The organism is Pseudomonas sp. FW507-12TSA (genome assembly GCF_058781435.1).
Window position 1 is genome coordinate 34350 of record NZ_JBYSWT010000020.1, and the last position, 18281, is coordinate 52630.

The 18281-nt window shown below is 64.9% G+C and carries 15 protein-coding genes, 1 tRNA gene and 1 pseudogene; 9 read left to right on the forward strand and 8 right to left on the reverse strand.

The window, feature by feature from the left end; translation table 11 throughout:
• Window positions 1-89: 89 nt before the first annotated feature.
• On the forward strand, window positions 90-1118 hold the full coding sequence (locus AC3WK8_RS19035; RefSeq protein WP_085598272.1) for a LysR family transcriptional regulator: 1029 nt from the start codon (window positions 90-92) through the stop codon (window positions 1116-1118).
• Complete coding sequence (locus AC3WK8_RS19040) at window positions 1118-2641, forward strand: NAD(P)/FAD-dependent oxidoreductase (RefSeq protein WP_085598405.1); 1524 nt, start codon at window positions 1118-1120, stop codon at window positions 2639-2641. The genes AC3WK8_RS19035 and AC3WK8_RS19040 overlap by 1 nt, the downstream gene beginning before the upstream one ends.
• 191 nt (window positions 2642-2832) lie before the next feature.
• On the opposite strand, the pseudogene AC3WK8_RS19045 reads toward AC3WK8_RS19040, so the two are convergent.
• Window positions 2833-3030: pseudogene (locus tag AC3WK8_RS19045) on the reverse strand (polyamine ABC transporter substrate-binding protein); the annotation flags it as partial.
• A gap of 124 nt (window positions 3031-3154) precedes the next feature.
• On the opposite strand from AC3WK8_RS19045, the gene AC3WK8_RS19050 reads away from it, so the two are divergent.
• The 4 genes from AC3WK8_RS19050 (at window position 3155) to AC3WK8_RS19065 (ending at window position 7291) form a co-directional block, all read left to right on the forward strand.
• Entirely contained in the window at window positions 3155-4000 is an 846-nt protein-coding gene (locus AC3WK8_RS19050) for a suppressor of fused domain protein (protein WP_103325528.1), read from the forward strand.
• A gap of 19 nt (window positions 4001-4019) precedes the next feature.
• A complete protein-coding gene (locus tag AC3WK8_RS19055) occupies window positions 4020-4433 on the forward strand; it encodes a hypothetical protein (RefSeq protein WP_103325529.1) in 414 nt (137 codons plus the stop codon).
• On the forward strand, window positions 4430-5287 hold the full coding sequence (locus AC3WK8_RS19060) for a tetratricopeptide repeat protein (protein WP_103325530.1): 858 nt from the start codon (window positions 4430-4432) through the stop codon (window positions 5285-5287). Before AC3WK8_RS19055 ends, AC3WK8_RS19060 begins: the two co-directional genes overlap by 4 nt.
• Before the next feature lie 294 nt (window positions 5288-5581).
• The gene (locus AC3WK8_RS19065; RefSeq protein ID WP_103325531.1) at window positions 5582-7291 is read left to right on the forward strand and encodes an amidase; all 1710 of its coding nucleotides are present in this window, start codon (window positions 5582-5584) and stop codon (window positions 7289-7291) included.
• A 60-nt stretch (window positions 7292-7351) separates the two neighbouring features.
• Here the strand turns inward: AC3WK8_RS19065 and AC3WK8_RS19070 are convergent, their stop codons facing one another.
• Together AC3WK8_RS19070 and AC3WK8_RS19075 are read right to left on the reverse strand one after the other, a co-directional pair.
• Complete coding sequence (locus AC3WK8_RS19070) at window positions 7352-7900, reverse strand: hypothetical protein (protein WP_256592305.1); 549 nt, start codon at window positions 7898-7900, stop codon at window positions 7352-7354.
• 123 nt (window positions 7901-8023) lie between these two features.
• Window positions 8024-8395, reverse strand: coding sequence for a hypothetical protein (locus AC3WK8_RS19075; protein ID WP_085598278.1), 372 nt, complete (start codon window positions 8393-8395; stop codon window positions 8024-8026).
• A 128-nt stretch (window positions 8396-8523) separates the two neighbouring features.
• Between AC3WK8_RS19075 and AC3WK8_RS19080 the strand changes: the two genes are divergently transcribed.
• A complete protein-coding gene (locus AC3WK8_RS19080) occupies window positions 8524-9021 on the forward strand; it encodes a hypothetical protein (protein ID WP_085598279.1) in 498 nt (165 codons plus the stop codon).
• 36 nt (window positions 9022-9057) lie between these two features.
• On the opposite strand, the gene AC3WK8_RS19085 is transcribed toward AC3WK8_RS19080, so the two are convergent.
• The 4 genes from AC3WK8_RS19085 to AC3WK8_RS19100 form a co-directional block, all read right to left on the reverse strand.
• Window positions 9058-11184, reverse strand: a complete 2127-nt coding sequence (locus AC3WK8_RS19085) for a TonB-dependent receptor family protein (protein WP_103325533.1) — start codon at window positions 11182-11184, stop codon at window positions 9058-9060.
• 168 nt (window positions 11185-11352) lie between these two features.
• Window positions 11353-12924 carry an FGGY-family carbohydrate kinase gene (locus tag AC3WK8_RS19090; RefSeq protein ID WP_085598281.1) on the reverse strand — a complete coding sequence of 524 codons (1572 nt, stop codon included), beginning with the start codon at window positions 12922-12924 and terminating at the stop codon, window positions 11353-11355.
• A gap of 13 nt (window positions 12925-12937) precedes the next feature.
• Window positions 12938-14533, reverse strand: coding sequence for a glycerol-3-phosphate dehydrogenase/oxidase (locus tag AC3WK8_RS19095; RefSeq protein ID WP_103325534.1), 1596 nt, complete (start codon window positions 14531-14533; stop codon window positions 12938-12940).
• A gap of 4 nt (window positions 14534-14537) precedes the next feature.
• Window positions 14538-16133 (reverse strand): FAD-binding oxidoreductase, encoded by a 1596-nt coding sequence (locus AC3WK8_RS19100; protein WP_103325535.1) that lies wholly within the window; start codon window positions 16131-16133, stop codon window positions 14538-14540.
• Between the two features lie 198 nt (window positions 16134-16331).
• Here AC3WK8_RS19100 and AC3WK8_RS19105 point away from each other — a divergent pair, with 198 nt between their 5' ends.
• Together AC3WK8_RS19105 and AC3WK8_RS19110 are read left to right on the forward strand one after the other, a co-directional pair.
• Window positions 16332-17036, forward strand: a complete 705-nt coding sequence (locus AC3WK8_RS19105; protein WP_103325536.1) for a hypothetical protein — start codon at window positions 16332-16334, stop codon at window positions 17034-17036.
• A 169-nt stretch (window positions 17037-17205) separates the two neighbouring features.
• A tRNA-Gln gene (locus tag AC3WK8_RS19110) sits at window positions 17206-17280 on the forward strand.
• A 14-nt stretch (window positions 17281-17294) separates the two neighbouring features.
• Here the strand turns inward: AC3WK8_RS19110 and AC3WK8_RS19115 are convergent.
• Window positions 17295-18203 (reverse strand): LysR family transcriptional regulator, encoded by a 909-nt coding sequence (locus AC3WK8_RS19115; RefSeq protein ID WP_103325537.1) that lies wholly within the window; start codon window positions 18201-18203, stop codon window positions 17295-17297.
• Window positions 18204-18281 lie beyond the last annotated feature (78 nt).

An 18281-nucleotide genomic window follows, 5' to 3' on the forward strand; every position in this document is an offset into this window, starting at 1 on the left:
AGGCTGGCCTTACTAAGGAGGAGGACATGATTTATCTGTAAATCGTCCTTACAAAAATAAGACACTACAGATTCTAAAAGGATTTAGAAATGAAGGCACTAGGCGTTGTCAATGACATAGACCTTTATATATCCGTTACCAAAACGGGTAGCTTCTCCGAGACTGGCAGGCTACTTGGAATCCCCCCTTCCTCGGTCATGCGTAGAATAAACAGCCTGGAAAAAGAGCTGGAGACGTGCCTGTTCAACCGTTCAACGAAGTGCCTGATACTCACTGATATAGGGCTGATCTTCCTTGAACATGCAAAAAACATCTCCAGAAGCATCGTACATGCCAGGACTGAAGTAAAAGAGCATACGGCGTCGACGATGGGCGTTCTCAAGGTTTCAGCTCCAGTCGCCTTCGGGCGCCGCCATGTCGCGCCCTTGTTGAGTCGGATCCTGAATCATCATCCAGGTTTGAAGATCGACTTTTCCCTCGACGACAAGGTTGCCGATCCGAGGATCGACAATGTCGATGTATGCATCAAGCTCGGCATCTTGCCGGACAGCGACCTGATCCCTTCGAGGCTCGCGGATATGCGCCGGGTGCTCTGCGCAAGCCCCGAATACATCAGGCAGCACGGTTGCCCGCAGACCTTGGACGACTTGTCCCAACATGCCTGCCTGATCCACAGCAGTTGCAGCAACCTGTCCCTGAGTTGGCAGTTCAAGGTCGGCGGAGTGCTCAGGAAGCTCATCCCCGATAGCCGGCTGTCGGTCAATAGTGCGGAGTTGCTGGTCGATGGTGCTCTGCAGGGCATCGGCATCATTCATGCGCCGACCTGGCTGGTATATGAACAGATCGCCAGTGGCCAGCTGGTTTCCTTTCTCGATGAATACAGCGTAAGCGCTCCCCAGCATGGAGCGATCTATGCCCTGAGAGCTCGCAGCAGCGTGGTCCCGGCCAAGACCAGCCTGTTCATCAACGAACTGAAGCGTTCGATCGGCAATCCGCCGTACTGGGACCGGCCTTTTACCACGGCGGCGCCCCTGGCCATACCGCCCCTGCCATTCGACAGCGCGCTGCAGGCATCGCTGTCGTGGACTTCCACCATGCAGAACAAGAGCCGAGCATGATGAACAAGTACGACGTGATTATCATCGGAAGCGGAATCAGCGGCGCCCTGACGGCAGCTATCCTGGCCAAGTCCGGCCTGAAGGTGCTGATGCTGGATGCAGCCCAGCACCCCAGGTTTTCCATCGGCGAAGCCATGACGCCGGAAAGCGGCTTGCTGCTGCGCTTGCTCTCACAGCGCTTCGGCATACCGGAAATCGAGTACCTTTCGAGCCCGGACAAGATCATCCAACACGTCGGGTCGAGCGCCTGTGGGCTAAAGCTGGGGTTCAGCTTCGCCTGGCACCAGGCGGGCGCCCCCTCTTCTCCCGAACACCTCGTCGCACCATCGCTGGATGCACCGGAAGCACATCTGTTCCGCCAGGATGTCGATGCCTTCGCACTGCTGATCGCCCTGAAGTACGGTGCCGAGCTGAGACAGAACATCCGGATCGAGGGCATCAACCTCGATGCCAGCGCGGTCCAGGTCAGGCTGCCTGCCGAGCAAGTGGTGCAAGCATCATTCATCATCGATGCCGCAGCCCAGGGCGCCCCGCTCGCCCGCCAACTGGGCGTGCGCACCACGGAGGGCCTGGAGACCGATACCTGCTCGTTCTTCACCCATATGCTCAACGTGAAGAGCTACGAAGACGCCCTGGCTCCTTTGTCGCGCAGCCGCTCGCCCATCCAGCTGTTCCAGAGCACCTTGCACCACATCTTCGAGGAAGGCTGGCTATGGGTCATTCCCTTCAACAATCACCCCCAGGGCACCAACCTGCTATGCAGCGTCGGATTCCAGTTCAACCACGCCAAATATCGCCCCACGGAGGCTCCCGAAGTCGAATTTCGCAAGCTGCTGAAAAAGTATCCGGCCATCGCCGAGCACTTCAAGGACGCGGTCAACGCCCGGGAGTGGATCTATGCACCGCGTATCAACTATCGCAGTACGCAGTGCGTCGGCAATCGCTTCTGCCTGCTCCCGCAAGCCGCGGGGTTCATCGATCCGCTGTTCTCCAGGGGCCTGATCACCACCTTCGAGTCGATCCTGCGCCTGGCTCCCAAGGTGCTGGAGGCCGCTCGCAAGGACGATTGGCAAAGGGCAAACTTCATCGACGTGGAACAACATTGCCTGAACGCCATCAGCACCAATGACCAGTTGGTATCCTGCTCCTACGAGGCGTTCAAGGATTTCCATTTGTGGAATGTATGGCATCGGGTCTGGCTGAGTGGTTCGAACCTGTGCTGCGTGTTCCTGCAAGGCCTGCTGCATGAACTGCAGCAGTACGACGACGGCCAGCAGTTCGACCTGGCGCTTGCAACCGCACGCTTTCCCGGCCGCATTTCCCTGGACTCCCCTACCTATGAGCGCCTGTTCGAACAGTCATGCCAGGTCGTGCGCCAGGCCCGGGACCAGTGTTTGCCAGCTACGGAAACAGCCCGGGTGCTACATGAATTGCTCAAGGAACACGAGCCTCAGTTACTGCCCTTCGGCTATTCGAGAATTTCCAACCGATTCATCGTCAAGGCTCCGGTACTCGCGGATTGATCGGCGCCCCTTCACTGCCTGCCAGCGTAGGATGACGACTCCTTCTGTGGCCAAAGATGCTGGTACGACCCATCCCTTGATACGACCAGGACCGTCGAGACAAACCCCGGGCGAACCCAGGCAACCTGAAGTGACCAGCCCATGCCGCGCGCTGGTCGCAAGGACCTGGGTTGTTTGTACGCAAAACCTCTTCAGATGGCGCTTTTGACTTTGCTCCCGACCCGGGTGCGGATGCGCTCCAGCGTCAGCGGCAAGGGTTCCAGCGGAACCCGTGGGGCCAGGGTTGGCTTGTCCGGATAGATCCATGGGTTGTCGCGCAATGCCTGCTCGACAAACTCGGCCGCGTCCTTGTTGGCCTTGGGATATAGCTTGGGACTCGAGGTCCTGGCGCTGACCTGCGTCCGTCATCAAGGAAAATGCCCCTCGCTACAGGTTTCCAGGCCCTCGCCAACCCGGCACAATGCGCCCCGGCCAACGCCCTCGAACAACTCCAATGCCAGCAAGGACCGCCCGTTGAATCTCCTGCACAAACTGCTCAACGCCTTCAAGACACCTGCCGCCACCCGCCAAGAAGCTCAACCCCAGAGCGAATCCGAAGGCTCCAGCCCGGCCCCGACGCCTTATGAGCCCAGCGCCGAAGAGCAGGCACTGATCGCCCTGCTCGACGCCGGCGCCGCCAGCCTGGACCGCCACTGGCAAGCCATAGGGACCTGTGAGCAGGACGTCCTGGGTTTCGCCGTCAGCCCCAGTTTCACCGGTGGCCCTGACTGGCCCTCGACGCGCCAGGCCTATCGCATCGTGCGTCGCCCCCACAGCATCATCCTCGCCACCGAGGGCCTGTCCGATCCGTTCGATGGCGTCGAAGGCGAAGACCTGGGCAACGGCTTCGAAATGGAGTTGTTCATCGATACCCCGGATATCCCCGCCCACGCCCAGGGGCCACTGGGCGAAGTGCACCCCTTCGCCGCCAGCTGGTGCTTCGAGCTGCTGCGCTGCGTGGCGGCGACGGTGGCCAATGCCGGGGGGTATCGCCCGCGGCTGGAGCGTCATGGCGTGCTGTCCCTGGAGTTGCCCGGGGTCAGCCAGTCCCGCTCCATGAGCGAACAATTGCCCGCGCATTTCGTCAGCGCCGATGACTGCGCCGGGGTGTTGATCGGCGGCCCCGCGGCCAGCTTCCCCACCACCGTGGCCGACATGCCGCTGTCGCCGGTGCTCCTGGTACCGGTGGTGCTGATCACCGCCTCGGAACTGGACTACGTGCGCAATGGCGGCGCCCAGGCCCGCCAGGACCTGGTCGCCCGGCTGGAGGCCGCCGGCCTGGGCCATGTCAGCCATCTGCAACGCGCCAGCGTGATTTGAGCCAGCCAGGAGCCCGTCGATGTCGGAACAGCCGTCGTTCTTCACCTTTCATCTGTTTGCCGCCCGCTTCGCCAGCCACGCCGAGGCCGAGCTGTTCGCCTTCGAGCAATGGGAAGCCGAACCCGGCCCCGAGGCCAGTGATGCTCAATACCAGGCCTGGGAGGACAGCAATCCTTCCTGGCGCCTGGCGCAAGAGCTGGGCCTGCACCTGGACTCGGACTTCATCGAACTGCTGCCCCGGGAAGAATACCCGCGCTACCTGGAATCGCTGATCAGCAGCGAAGCCGAGCGCCAACGACTGCACTCGCAAATCGCCAGCGAACATAGCCATTTCATTCTCGTCGCCAGCGCCGCGCTGGATGATCAGCAACCTGCCCTACAGGGCACCACGACCCTGGACTACCTGGGCTTATTCAATCCAATCCTGCCATGAACAAGATCCTTGCCTTACTGCTGCTCGGCAGCCTGCTTGGTGGCTGCCAGAGCGGCCCCAACGCCCAGAACGATTCCATGGTCGGCCTGCGCTGCTGGCACTACCGCGACCAGGAGACCATCTCCCGGGAGATGCTCGAATATATCCGCCGCCAGGGCGAAGCCGGCAATCCGATGTGCCAGACCCTGCTGGCCACCCTGTACGAACGCGGTCATGGAGTCGCGCAGGATACTGCCCGGGCCAAAGCCCTGTATCTCTCGCAGGCCCAGACAAACCCAAGGGCCTACCACCATCTCGGGCGCCTGGACGAACAAGAAGGCGACTACCTCCTGGCCAGGGATCACTACCAGCGCGCCGCGGCGGTGGGGAGCAAGGAAAGTACCCTGGCCCTGGCCAGGTTGATGGAAGAAGGCAAAGGCGGCCCGCAGGATCTTCCAGGCGCGCAGCAGATGTACTTCAGCGTTCTCAAGCAGAGCGGCGACGCTGCCTGCAAAGGCATCGACCGGCTGCGTGACCAGGGCCTGGAGCTGAATGCCGAGCAACAAGCGCGGTACAACCAGGTCTGGACCGACTCCGCCAGGAGCCGGCTCAGCCTCAAGCTGCGACTGCTCCAGCACCGAACGCTCGGCAAGCTCAAGCTCGGACCTGATGTAAAGCCCGCGGTGGTCGAGGTGCAGTTCGTGCCCGGCTCCGCTGAGCCGCGGCTCAAGCTGCTGGAAAGCTCCGGCGACACGTCCCTGGACCAAACCATCCTCCAGAACCTGGGTAGCTATCGTTTTGTCGGCCAGCCAATCCCCCAGGCCGGCCAGGATGACTGGCGGGTAAAGGCCCATATCGACCCACATGCCAGATGACCCGGCCTTTTGGCCCAAAGTGCGCACCTGCGATCGAGCGGAGATTCCGCTGACGGGCACTTGGTGCTAAAAAGGCCCCCAAGCCCCAATGCCGATCAGTCAAGGCAAGGTAGGAGCGAGGCTTGCCCGCGATGGACTTCAGAGCGCTGGGTTTACCCAGTAAACAGGCGCTACCGTTCACGACCCTCGCGAGCAAGCTGCGCTCCTACAGAAGATCACCTCGCTTGGCTGACTGGTATCAACCCAAGCCCCGACTCAACCCTTGCCGCGCCAAGCCGTACCACGAGAACCCGCATGATCGAAGTCACCGAAGTCTCCATTGCCCAACTGCGTGCCGCCCTCGAGTCCGGCCAGACCACCGCCGTGGAACTGGTCCAGGCCTACCTGGCGCGGATCGATGCCTACGACGGCCCCGCCACTGCCACCGCCCTCAACGCCGTGGTGGTGCGCAACCCCCAGGCGCTGGAGGAAGCACAAGCCTCTGATGCCCGCCGCGCCAAGGGCCAGCTCCTCGGGCCACTGGACGGCATTCCCTACACCGCCAAGGACAGCTACCTGGTCAAGGGCCTGACCGCCGCGTCCGGCAGCCCGGCCTTCAAGGACCTGGTGGCCCAGCGCGACGCCTTTACCATCGAGCGCCTGCGCGCCGGCGGCGCCATCTGCCTGGGCAAGACCAACATGCCGCCCATGGCCAACGGCGGTATGCAGCGTGGGGTCTATGGCCGCGCCGAAAGCCCCTACAACGCCCAGTACCTGACCGCGCCCTTCGCCTCCGGCTCGTCCAACGGCGCCGGCACCGCCACCGCCGCCAGCTTCAGCGCCTTCGGCCTGGCCGAGGAAACCTGGTCCAGCGGTCGTGGCCCGGCCTCCAACAACGGCCTGTGTGCCTATACCCCCTCGCGCGGCGTGATCTCGGTGCGCGGCAACTGGCCGCTGACCCCGACCATGGACGTGGTGGTGCCTTACGCCCGGACCATGGCCGACCTGCTGGAAGTGCTGGACGTGGTAGTCGCCGAAGACCCGGATAAACGCGGTGACCTGTGGCGCCTGCAGCCCTGGGTGCCGATTCCGGCCGTGGCCAGCTTGCGTCCCGCTTCCTACCCGCAGCTGGCGGCCGATGCCGGGGCCCTCAAGGGCAAGCGCTTCGGCGTGCCGCGCATGTACATCAATGCCGACGCCGAGGCTGGCACCAGCGCCAAGCCGGGGATCGGCGGCCCCACCGGCCAGCGCATCGTCACCCGCGAGTCGGTGATCGAACTCTGGCGCCAGGCGCGCCAGGCCCTGGAAGCCGCTGGCGCCGAGGTGCTGGAAGTGGACTTCCCATTGGTATCCAACTGCGAAGGCGACCGCCCCGGCGCGCCCACCGTGTTCAATCGCGGCATCGTCAGCAAGGAATTCCTCCATGACGAGCTGTGGGAGCTCTCGGGCTGGGCCTTCGACGACTTCCTGCGGGCCAACGACGACCCCAAGCTCAACCGCCTGGCCGATGTCGACGGAGCGCAGATCTTCCCCCATGACCCGGGCACCCTGCCCAATCGCGAGGATGACCTGGCGGCGGGCATGGACGAGTACGTCAACATGGCCAAGCGCGGCCTCAAGACCTGGGACCAGATCGCCACCCTGGCCGACGGCCTGCGCGGCCTGGAGCAGACCCGCAAGCTCGACCTGGAAGACTGGATGGACGCCCAAGGGCTGGACGCGGTGCTGTTCCCCACCGTCGCCGACGTCGGCCCGGCGGATGCCGACATCAACCCCGAGTCGGCGGACATCGCCTGGAGCAACGGCATCTGGGTGGCCAACGGCAACCTCGCCATCCGCCACCTGGGCGTGCCCACCGTCACCGTGCCCATGGGCGTGATGGCGGACATCGGCATGCCGGTGGGCCTGACCTTCGCCGGCCGGGCCTATGACGATGCGAACCTGCTGCGCCTGGCCTCGGCCTACGAGTCCACCGGCAGCAAGCGCCTGGTGCCGCCGCGCACGCCCAAGCTGGCCACGCAGTAACGCAAAAAACGCAATCGGGGCCGCCATGGCCCCGATCCTCATTCCTGCCCGCTCAAGGCCTCACTGCTCATCCACGGGTTGCAGCGGCGAATACTGCCAGTCGAACCGCGCGATCAACTGCCTGCACAGCTCATCCAGTTGCGGATGGTAGTAATGCATATGGGGCACCGGAATCTGCGCTTCGCCATGGCCGAACCCCAGGCCGTACAGAGCGCTGGCATAACTTTCCAGCGGGCCGTAGGCGTAGATCAGGTTGTGCCGGTCCCAGACCACCGTGGCCTGGTCTTCGGGCGAGTGCACCCAGAAGTCGAAGCGGCTGTCGCCACATAGCAATGGCTTGAACTCATCGATGAAGTCCGCGACCTCGGCCAGGGACAGCATCGGGCTCATGTAGCGGCCTACCGGCACGTCTTCGCGGCTGGTGTGCAACACGAACAGCAACAGCAGCGGCTGGGTGAGACAGCGGGCCAGGCTGAGGAGCACCTGCGGATCGGACCCCGGCACGCCGGCCACCACCCGCTCGCCGCCGTTGAAGGGCGCGATCTCGAAAACCGGCGGGTAACTGTGCTCGAGCCACTGGTCATCGATCATGTGTGCAAATCTGTGCATAACAGCCTGATCCTCCCGATCAACTCTCACACCTGGCCTGACGTCCATTCGTCAGGGCGGCGAATGTAAAGCACTCCGGGCAAGCTAGATAGCCTTATCGAACACCGCGTTGACCTGCAGCGGCTACTGCACCTCCAGCAGCCTGAACTGCAGCGGCGAAGCGGCCTGGCCTGGGCAATAGTCGGCCGTCAGGCTCAGCTCGCCGGGCCGGCCTGCGGACCACAGCCGGCACGTCACCCGCAGCGTGCCCGGCTGCTGGGTCGGGTAGCAGTCAAAGTCCACTCGCCCGCTCCTGTCGGGCGCCAGCGCCATCTCCCAGTCGGGTAGCGCGAGGCTGGCCAGGCAAGCCGCGCCAGCCTCCAGTTCCTCGAGCACTTCCTCATAAATTGCGGTGCTGATGCCGTACTGCGCCAAAGCACCGGGCTCGCCGCCCTGGATCGCTCGCAGCAATCCGGTCAGCAATTCGTAGATCCGTTGCAGGTCCCCTGCGTGCATGGTGGTTCTCCTGAAATTGCGCGGCGGCCATGCTAATGGATGCGCGCCCCGGCACCAACAGTCCGGCCTCGTCAAACCTCGCTGGCGCCCTGTACCCTACTGCCGACCCTTTTGCCCCTAGGACACCGATGAACAACCACGATGTTCCCCTGGCCAACGGCTGGACTGCCCGGTTCACCTACCGTGGCGAATTTCGCATGGGCGCCGAAGGCTGGAGCCTGCTCTTGGAAGGCCCCGGGCAACAGCGCATCGGCTACTTCGACAGCCAGATCGTGCTGGTCAACGACGAAGATGGCGCCCAGGCCCGCTCCTGCATCAGCCTCTCCGAAGACGGCACCCAGGGTTACCTGGCCATGGGGCCGGACCACGGCTGGGTGCTGGACTTCGCCCGCTCCATGCTTGCCCCGCACCGGGTGAACATCCATCACCACCATCCTGGCTACGATGAAAGCGTCTCGGTCTGCGAACAACCGACCTTCAAGCGTGAGCGCCAGTACATCCGGGTGATCGGCAAGTTCATCTACCTGACCTTCCCCCTGACCCGGGACGAGGATTTCCCCAAGGTCTGGGAGGAGTACCTGGCGATACGCCGGCGGCAACTGGACGAGCTGTACTTTCGCAACTGACCAGGCACGCCGTCGCTACCGGCACAACCATCGGCCTTAGCGCAGGCTCCAGGACATCCCGACATACACCCCCATGCCCTCGCCCGGGGTCGAACGGGCGGCATCCAGGCCCTTGTCGTCGTAGCCCGGGGTGACGGTGGCGGCATAACGCTGGCCGGTCAGGTTGCGCAGGTCGACCCAGGCCTGCCAGTCGTTCTTCGGCGCGTTGTAGCCCAGGGTCGCGCCGAACAGCGCATAGGGGTCGGCGTAGTAGCTGTTGGCGTAGTCCACCGCCACCTTGGACACCAGCTGGGTGTTGACGGCGGCGAAGAAGCCCTGCGGCCAGTCGTAGCGCAACTCGCCCTGGTAGTAGTGCATCGGCAGGCCCGGCAGGCGGTTGGTGCCAAAACGTGGATCGTCGCGGTAGTGGAAGTCGCTGAAGGTGTAGGCCTGGCGCAGGCCCAGGCGCCCCACCCCGGGCCGCGACCACAGCTCGCTCTCCAGGCTGGCCTCCACCCCCTGGTGCACCGTGGGGCTGGCGTTGAGTTCATAAGGCATGGTGGCGCTGGCATCCGGCCATACCGCCAACAGTTCATGGCGAATCTGGGCGTAGTACCAGGCCAGGCTCCACTGGCCCAGGGCGCTGTCGCCACGGCCACCCAGCTCCAGGGTGGTGGCGGTCTGGTTCTGCAGCTTGATTGGATCGCGCTGGGTTCCCGTGGCGACGCCGCTGCCGGTCGGGAAGCGAATGTTGGAGCTATAGATCAGCGACCAGGGATGCGGCGCCTCCACCGAACGGCTGAGGTTGCCGAACAACTGCACATCGCGGTTCAACTGGTAGCGCAGGCCCAGGCGCGGGGCATAGTCCCAGTCGCCGAGGCTGGTCTTGCCGCCGCCCGCAGGATAGGTCACCGCGCTCTCGCGGCGGGTGTAGATGGCCGCCAGGCCGGTGGTCAGCCACAGGTCGTCGGCGATCTCCAGGTCATTGCTCAAATGCACGACGCTGTCCGAACCCTGGTAGGTGAAATTGCGCATCCGCGTGCCCGGTGCGTAATTATTGGTATTGCCGGTGGGGATACGCACGAACTCGCTGGCGCCGTCGTTGGGCAGGTGCTTGGTCACCCGCAGGCCCAGGGTGCTACGGCTCTCCAGGCCCCAGAGGGTGTCGCGGCGCTTGTAGTCGAGGGTGCCGCTGACATCGCTGTAGGCCACCTTCAGGCGGTTGGGGCCTTCGCGCAGGTCCATGGGGTAGTCGTGGTAGACCAGGCCGGCCTGCAGGCTCGAATCGTCATCGATGTACCAGGTGGTCTTGTTGGCGACGAAGGTGCTGCCCGGCTGCTTGCGCCGGTCGTCCCGGGACACATAGGCCGGGTTGGCCGCCCTGGGGGAATGCTCGATGGAATGCTTGGTCACCCGCCCGGCCAGGTCGTTGTCGGTCTGCCGATAGCGCAGGTAGAAACGGGTTTCCAGGTTCGGATTCAAGCGATAGCCGAAGTTGGCCATGACTCCCCGGCTGTCGCTGGCGGTATGGCGCTGGTAGCCGTCGGCATTGGAATCGGTCAGCGAGACGTAGTAGTCGAAGTCCCCCAGCACTTGCCCGGAACTGACCTGGCGCTGCTGGTAGCCGTGGCTGCCGGTGACGTAGCGCACCTGCAACAGCGGCGCGTCGTAGCCGGTATGGCTGATGTAGTCGATGGCGCCGCCCAGGGCCAGGGCGCCGCGATCGAAGCCGTTGGCCCCGCGTAGCACCTCCACGCGGTCGACCCACAGTGGCTCCAGCAACTCGTAGGGGGTACCGCCAGGGCCGGTCAGGGGCAGGCCGTCGAGCAGGGTGTAGAGCCCCGAGGCGTGGGCCCCGGGGGCACGGTTGATGCCCGAGCCACGGATCGAGATCTTCACCCCTTCGTTGCCCGCCGATTGGGCATAGACCCCAGGCTGGTAGGCCAGCACGTCCTGGTTGCTGGCCACCCGCCCCTGCAATGGCCGGCTCATCTGTACCAGGTTGCTCCCGCCGGGAACCTGGGCCAGCCGCGCCCGGGCTTCTTCAGCCCCCTGCCCGGCGTCCTCCTGGCCTTGTCCCAGGACCTGTGCCGGAGCCAGTTCCAGGCCCCCGGGCTCGGCCATGGCCGGACAGGCAAGGGCCAGGCCCAACAAAGTGGTGGGCAGGGTTCTGGGCGAAAGCATCGGTACGACTCCGGCGTGGGCAATGGACAGTGAAGGTTGCGACGCAGGAATGAACGAAGAAAACACAGGCCGATTTGGCTTTTTTGCCAGGACGCGGGGGCGGCCCGGCGCAAGGGAGCATGGAGCGATGGCAGGCGAGCCTCGACGCCCGCCTGATCGGGGCCTACCTCAGGCCGGATAACCGGTGATCTCGCGGATGCTCTGGTACAGCGGCTTGAGCTGGCGGTACATGCGCAAGTACACCTGGCTGTACAACCGCTGGTACATCTGCCGGGCCTGGGGCTGGGGCTCGAACACCGCGCCGACCCGGGTCATGGCGCTGATGGCCGTGGAAAAATCCGGGTACAGCCCCAACCCCACCGCGCAGGCGATCACCGCGCCCAGTCCCGAGGCCTCGTAGACATGCGGACGCTCCACCGGCAGGCCGAAGATATCGGCGGTCAGTTGCATCGCCGCATCGCTCTGGGAACCACCACCGGCCACCCGCAGGCGGGTGATCTTGAGCTTCGAGCGTTTCTCCATGCGCTCCATGCCCTGGCGCAAGGCATAGGCCAGGCCCTCGAGGATCGCCCGGTAGATATGCGCCCGGGTATGCACGTCGCCGAAACCGATCATCGCACCCTTGGCCTCCATCCCCGGCTCACGGATACCCGGCGACCAGTAGGGTTGCAGGGTCAGGCCCATGGACCCTGGCGGCACTGCCTGGACCAGGGCGTCGAACAACTGTTCCGGCTCCAGCCCCTGCTCCGCCGCCTGCTGCACCTCGCGCAGGCCGAACTGCTGCTTGAACCAACTGACCATCCAATAGCCACGGAAGATCATCACCTCGCAGTTGTAGTGATCCGGCACCGCTGCCGGATACGGCGGAATCAGCGGCACCACCTCCAGGTAACGCGAGCGGGTGGTGGTGATGGTGGCCGTGGTGCCGTAGGAGACGCAGGCCGTGGTGGAATCCTGGACCCCGGAGCCCAGCACCTCGCAGGCCTTGTCGGCTCCCGCAGCGATCAGCGGCAGGCCCTCGGGAATGCCGGTGTGGCGACTGGCCTCGGCGGTGATCCGGCCCAGGGTTTCACCAGGCTTGTGCAGGGTCGGCAGTTGTTCGCGGCGTACCGCCAGGGCCTGCCATTTCCAATCGCTGGGAGCGGCCCAGCGCAGGCGCTTGTAGTCGAACGGCAGGTAGGCCACGCAGCACCCCACCGAGTCGACGAAATGGCCGGTCAGGCGATGGGTGAGAAACCCCGACAGCAGCAGGAACTTGTCGGTGGCGGCCCAGATGTCAGGCTGCTTCTGCGCCACCCAGTTGGCTTCGGCCTGGGCGCGGAAGTAATCCACCGTGGCCTCGGCACCAATCAGCTTGAACAGCCAGCTCCAGGGCCCCTTGAGCTTGCCCTCGAGTTCGGCCTGACGCTGGTCCAGCCAGAGGATCGCCGGGCGCAGCGCCCGCCCCTGGGCATCGACGTTGATCAGGGTGCCGCGCTGGGTGGTCAGGGACACCCCGCGGATCTGCGAACGGTCGATGCCGGTCTGCTGCCAGAGGATCTGGCAGGCTTCGCCGAGCTTGGCCCAGTAGTAGTCCGGGTCCTGTTCGGCCCAACCGGGCTGGGTCGAGTAGTAGGCCTCCAGTTCCACCTTGCCCTTGCCGATCAGGTTGCCCTGAAGGTCGAACAGCAACGCGCGTACGCTCTGGGTTCCGTTATCGATAGCCAGCAGGTAGTCCCGCTTGTTGTTGTGATTATCCATGGGGCTCTCTTGGTTAGGCATCAGTGCTGGGCAAGCTGTGGTGGCGTTGCCACAGGGCGAGGTAACGCTGTTCTTCGGCTTGCCAATGGGCGTCGCTCCAGCCCAGGCGCTCCTGGCACAGGTTGCGGATGGCTGGCAGGTAGCTGGCGCCGCCTTTGGCCAGCAGCAGGCCCAGGCGCGTGCGGCGCAGCAGCAGGTCGTCCAGGTGCAGGACCATTTCCGCCTCGGCGGCAAAGGCCAGCTCGGCCCACAGGGTGTCGCTGGCGCCGACGCACTCGTGGCCCACCTGCTCCACCAGTTGTGCCAGCCGCGGCAGGTCGCGACCATGGCGCCCGGCCAGGCGCCGCTGCTGGGCGCCGCTGAGGCCGGGAATCTCCACGGTCGGGACCGGAGCGAACACCGGGGCGCCGTCGTCGCTGACACTGCGTCCGATCATCGCCCCACAAGCGGCCAGCACCTCGATGGCCTGGGGCCGGAAGGTGGTGAGCTTGCCGCCGGCCAGGGTCACGCATCCCGGCTCCTGCCACAGCACATGCTCGCGGGTTTCGTTGGAGGGCTTGTCCTCGGAGTCCGCACCGCCAGCGGCCACCACCGGGCGCACCCCGGCCCAGGTCGAAAGCACGTCGCCGGCGACGATCCGCGCCTCGGGAAACTGCTGGGCGCAGGCCGCCAGCAAGTAATGCAGCTCCTGCTGGCTGATGCTGGCGCTCAGGTCCAGATCTTCGCGATGGTCCAGGTCGGTGGTACCGACCACGGTGGCGCCTTCCCAGGGGAAGACGAACACTGGCCGGCGATCCTCGGCATGCATGAAACTGAAGGCATGGGCCACCGGCAGTCGCCAACCCGGCAGCAACAGGTGGCTGCCACGCAACGGTCGCAGTTGACGCCCGGCATCCGCCGGACGCAAACGCTCGGCCCAGGCCCCGGTGGCCACCGCCAGGCTCTCGCTGCGCAACTGGCAGGGCGCGCCGCCTTCGCTGTCATCGATCTCGACCCCGCAGACCCGCCCGTTATCACGCAACAAGCGGGTCACGCGCAGGCCATTGAACGCCTGGGCGCCATCGGCCCGGGCCTCGGCCAATACCCGCATCACCAGCCGCGCATCGTCGGTCAGGGCGTCGAGAAAACAGGTGCCGCCCAAGAGGCCCGGCTCCTTGACCCCAGGCGCCAGGAACTGCAACTGCCCGGCATCGTGGAACCTGTGGTTGCGCCGTCCGGCCAGGGCGTCATACAGGCTCAGCAGGCTGCCGAACACCCGCGGCCCGGGAAACTGGCCCCGGTAATGGGGCATCAGGAAGCTCATGGAGTCCACCAGCCCGGGAGCCTCTTGCAACAAGCGCTGGCGCTCGCGCACCGAGTCCCGGGTCAGGCGCCACTGGCCCTTGGCGATGTAGCGCAAGCCGCCATGGACCATCTTCGAAGACCGGCTGGAGGTGCCCCAGGCGAAATCCCGCTGCTCCAGCAACAGGCAGCGCCAACCACGCCGGGCCGCCTCACGCAGGATCCCGGCGCCGCTGATGCCGCCGCCGATCACGATCAGGTCCCAGCGCTGCGCCGCGAGGCTCGGCAGCGCCTGTTGCCGCCATTGGCCGTTCCAGTCCTGGCCCATGGCCTTACTGCTCCAGCAGGGTGCCGGGGTTCAAGCGTCCGGCCGGGTCGAAATGGCGGCTCAGGGCCTGCAGGGTCTCGATGGCCAGTGCGCCCTTTTCCCGTGGCAGGTAGGGTGCATGATCCTTGCCCACCCCATGCTGGTGGCTGATGGTGCCCCGGTGCTCGACGATGGTCCGGCTGGCCGCATGCTTGAGCGCCTGCCAGCGGGCCAGGGTCGCCGGGTACTGGCGGTCAGGACGGAACACGTAGGTGGTGTAGATGCTCGAGCCTTCGCCATAGACATGGGACAGGTGGGTGAACACATGCACCTGCTCGCCCTCGGCGGCCAGGCCGTCGCGCAGGCTGTTCTCGATGCGTTGCAAAAGCGTATCGACATTGCTCCAGTCGGTAGCGGTTTCCAGGGTGTCCACCAGATAGCCGGCATTCCACAGGCTTTCGCGCAGGTAGGGAAAACGAAAGCGGTTCTGCGCCCACTTCTTGCCCAGCAGGGTGCCGGTGAACACCCCGCCAAAGGCCTTCAAATGCTGGCGCGCCTGGCGCAGGGACAAGGCGTTCTGCCGGCGATTGCCGGTCACGCCGAAGGTCAACAGGCATTTGCCCTGACCCGCGCCCCGCAGCGCCAGGTACTTTTCCAGCCAGGCGATCTGCGTCGGGTGGCCGGCCAGGGCCAGTTGGGTCTCGGTCTCCACGGCGTTGGACAGGCGCAGCATCGACAACGGCACCCGGGCCTGGGCCAAGGCCCGCACAGCCTGCAGGGCCTGGGGCCAGTCCGGCAGGAACACCCCGTAGAAACGCTCGTCGTCCGGCAAGCGGCTGACCCGTACCTTGACCTCGGAAATGATCCCGAAGCGCCCTTCGCTGCCCAATACCACTTCACGCAGGTCGGGCCCGGCGGCGGAAGCCGGGAACGTGGCGATCGGCATCGGTCCGGCGAAGGTCTCCAGGGTGCCGCCGGCGAACAATTGTTCGATGCGCCCGTAGCGCAGCGATTGCTGGCCGCTGGAACGGCTGGCCACCCAACCGCCGAGGGTCGACAACTCCCAGGACTGCGGGAAGTGCCCGAGGGTGTAGCCCCGGGCGCGCAACTGGCTCTCCACCTGGGGGCCGCTGGCGCCGGGGCCGAAGGTGGCCAGCAGGCTGTCTTCGTCCAGGTCCAGCAGGCGGCTCATGCGCGCCAGGGACACCGTCAGCACCGGCCGTTCGGACCAAACGGGGTTGATGTGGCCGGCCACCGAGGTGCCGCCCCCATAGGGGATCAGGCACCAGTCATGTTCTTCGGCCAATGCCAGCAACTGGCGGATCTGCCCGGCGCTTTCCGGAAACGCCACCGCATCCGGATAGACCCCCAGCTCGCCTTCACGCAACGCCAGCCAGTCCGCCAGGCTTTGGCCCCGGGCGTGCAACAGCCGCTCCTGGGGCTCGATGCTGTACAGCGGGTGGGTCGGCAACCGCGATGCAGGTACCCGGGCCAGGGCCTGTTCCAGGGAAGCTTCCGGCAACCTGAATCCCGGCCCCAGGCGCTCGGCAAGAAAGCCCGCGCCTTCGGCCGGCAATTCGACCACCGTGGATGCATCCCCCCAGCCATTCCAGCGTCGCATGCGTATGTCCTTCTGCTGTTCTTATAGATCTTGCGTAAGGCTCCCTATACTAGTGCGCCGCTGCCACCTGTCACGGTCGCATCGAGCCAGTTGGTGTAGCCGATTGAGTCAGCCACGCCCGCGCCAGGAGCGAGGCAGGTGACAAGTCGCCTGTGCTACCGAACAATCCCCTACCCGTCCCCAGGATCGAATCGCCCCATGCCCGCCTCGCTGAGAACCTGCTCCCCGCTGTTCTGGTCCCCGGACCTGGGCATCGACTATGGCGCCCCGGCCTTGAGCCTGCGCGAGCTGCTGCCGCAAGTAGGCCAGGGCATCTCGGCGTTCTTCGAGCCGCAGGATCGGTTGATGGTCGGTGAGACCCTGCAGTTGATCTGGCACCCACCCGTGAGCGATATCAACGGCTGGAGCGAACAACCTTCGGAACTGGCCCACAGCCACTTGCTGCGGGCCAGGGTCAGCGGGGCGCAGCAGTCACCCGCCCAGCCGATGCATGACCTGCATCGGGGCCGGCAGCGCTTTGCCTTGCAGGTCCTGGCCTATACCCCACTGCTGGCGGCACTCAAGGCCCAGCCGCTGGACCAGCAGGCCTGGAGCCTGCCTGGCATCGGCAGGCCGCAGGGCGCGTGCCTGAGCTGGGATGAAGCCCATGGGTGCGGGCGCGCCGACGTCGGCGGATTGACCTGCCTGAGCGCCGCCAATGGCAACGAAGGCATGATGGAGATGATCCTGGAGATCATCGGTGACCAGGTCAGCGGGTTGTTATCGGTGCATCTTGGCCCCGGCGGGAATACTTATGAATTTGGCCGGCGAGTGCTCGCGGGCGCGGAGCTCATTGCCATTCGCCGCGCCCTGGAGCACGCCCGGCCGCTGCAGGATACCCAGGACGCCTACCTCGTCGATTGAGTGTCAATCGGGGAAAGAACTCCCGTGCAGGACTAAGCAGCTGTTTTCAAACCGATTTTTTTTGCGCTGGGGGCTTCCCAAACTGCCAGCGAGTTGTTAAATTTGCGCCCGTTCTTGCAGCGGTCCTCCCCGGACCGGCACTTCAGGCAAGTAACGTCGCAACAGCTACAGGGGCGTCGCCAAGCGGTAAGGCAGCAGGTTTTGATCCTGCCATGCGTTGGTTCGAATCCAGCCGCCCCTGCCATTTTCCTTCCCAGTTCACTCCACCAGGCTTTGCGCCAGGAACTCCAGCATCGCGTTGACCTTGGGCAACCCCTGCCGGCTTTTCATCCATAGCAGGTTGATCGTCTGCCCGCGGGTCGCCAGATGCGGCAGGACTTCCACCAGGCTGCCATCTTCCAGTTGGCGCTTGACCAGCCACGACGGCAAGTGGGCGATGCCATAACCGCCCAGCGCCGCCATCAGCAAGCCCTCCCCCGCACCCACTACGCAACTGGCGGCAATCAACCGGCGCTCGATCTGCCCCGGCTCGCTGGTGGCGAAGCTCCAGGGGTGCACGCGCCCGTCCGCCCAGCCATAGGCGATGCACTGGTGCCGCTCCAGGTCGGCGATCACCGCTGGTTCGCCACGTTGCGCCAGGTAACCCGGGGCGGCACAGAACAGGTATTGCTCGGTTCCCAGGTACCGATGCCCAAGCTCCGCCGGCCACAGGTCGGGGCCACCCAGGCGCACGGCGATATCGACCCCGGCCTCGATGGGATTGGCCAGATGTTCGGAGAAGGTCACATGGGGCTGCAACTGCGGATGCTCCCGGGCAAATTCGAGAATCGGCCCCAGGACCTGGGCCCGGCCGAATGCCCCCGGCAGGTCGATGCGCAGCTTGCCGCGCAGCTCATGCTGTTGCACCTGCAGCTCGAGCTCGGCCTCTTCCAGTTCGGCCAGCACGCCACTGCAAGTGCGATAGAACGCCAGGCCGGCATCGGTCAGGGCCAGGCTGCGGGTGGTACGCCGGAACAATCGCGCCTGCAGCCGCGCTTCCAAGCGAGCGACGGCCTTGCTGATGGCCGACGCCGTGAGGTTCAAGCGTTCGCCGGCCGCCTTGAAGCTGCCACAGTCGGCCACGCAGACAAACACGTCGATACCCTTCAAGCGTTCGGAGGAAAACATTTGGCATCCTGTCTATTAATGAATCTGATTCACCTCAGTCGATAAAAAGCATCATAAAACAGAACCAAATTCCACAGT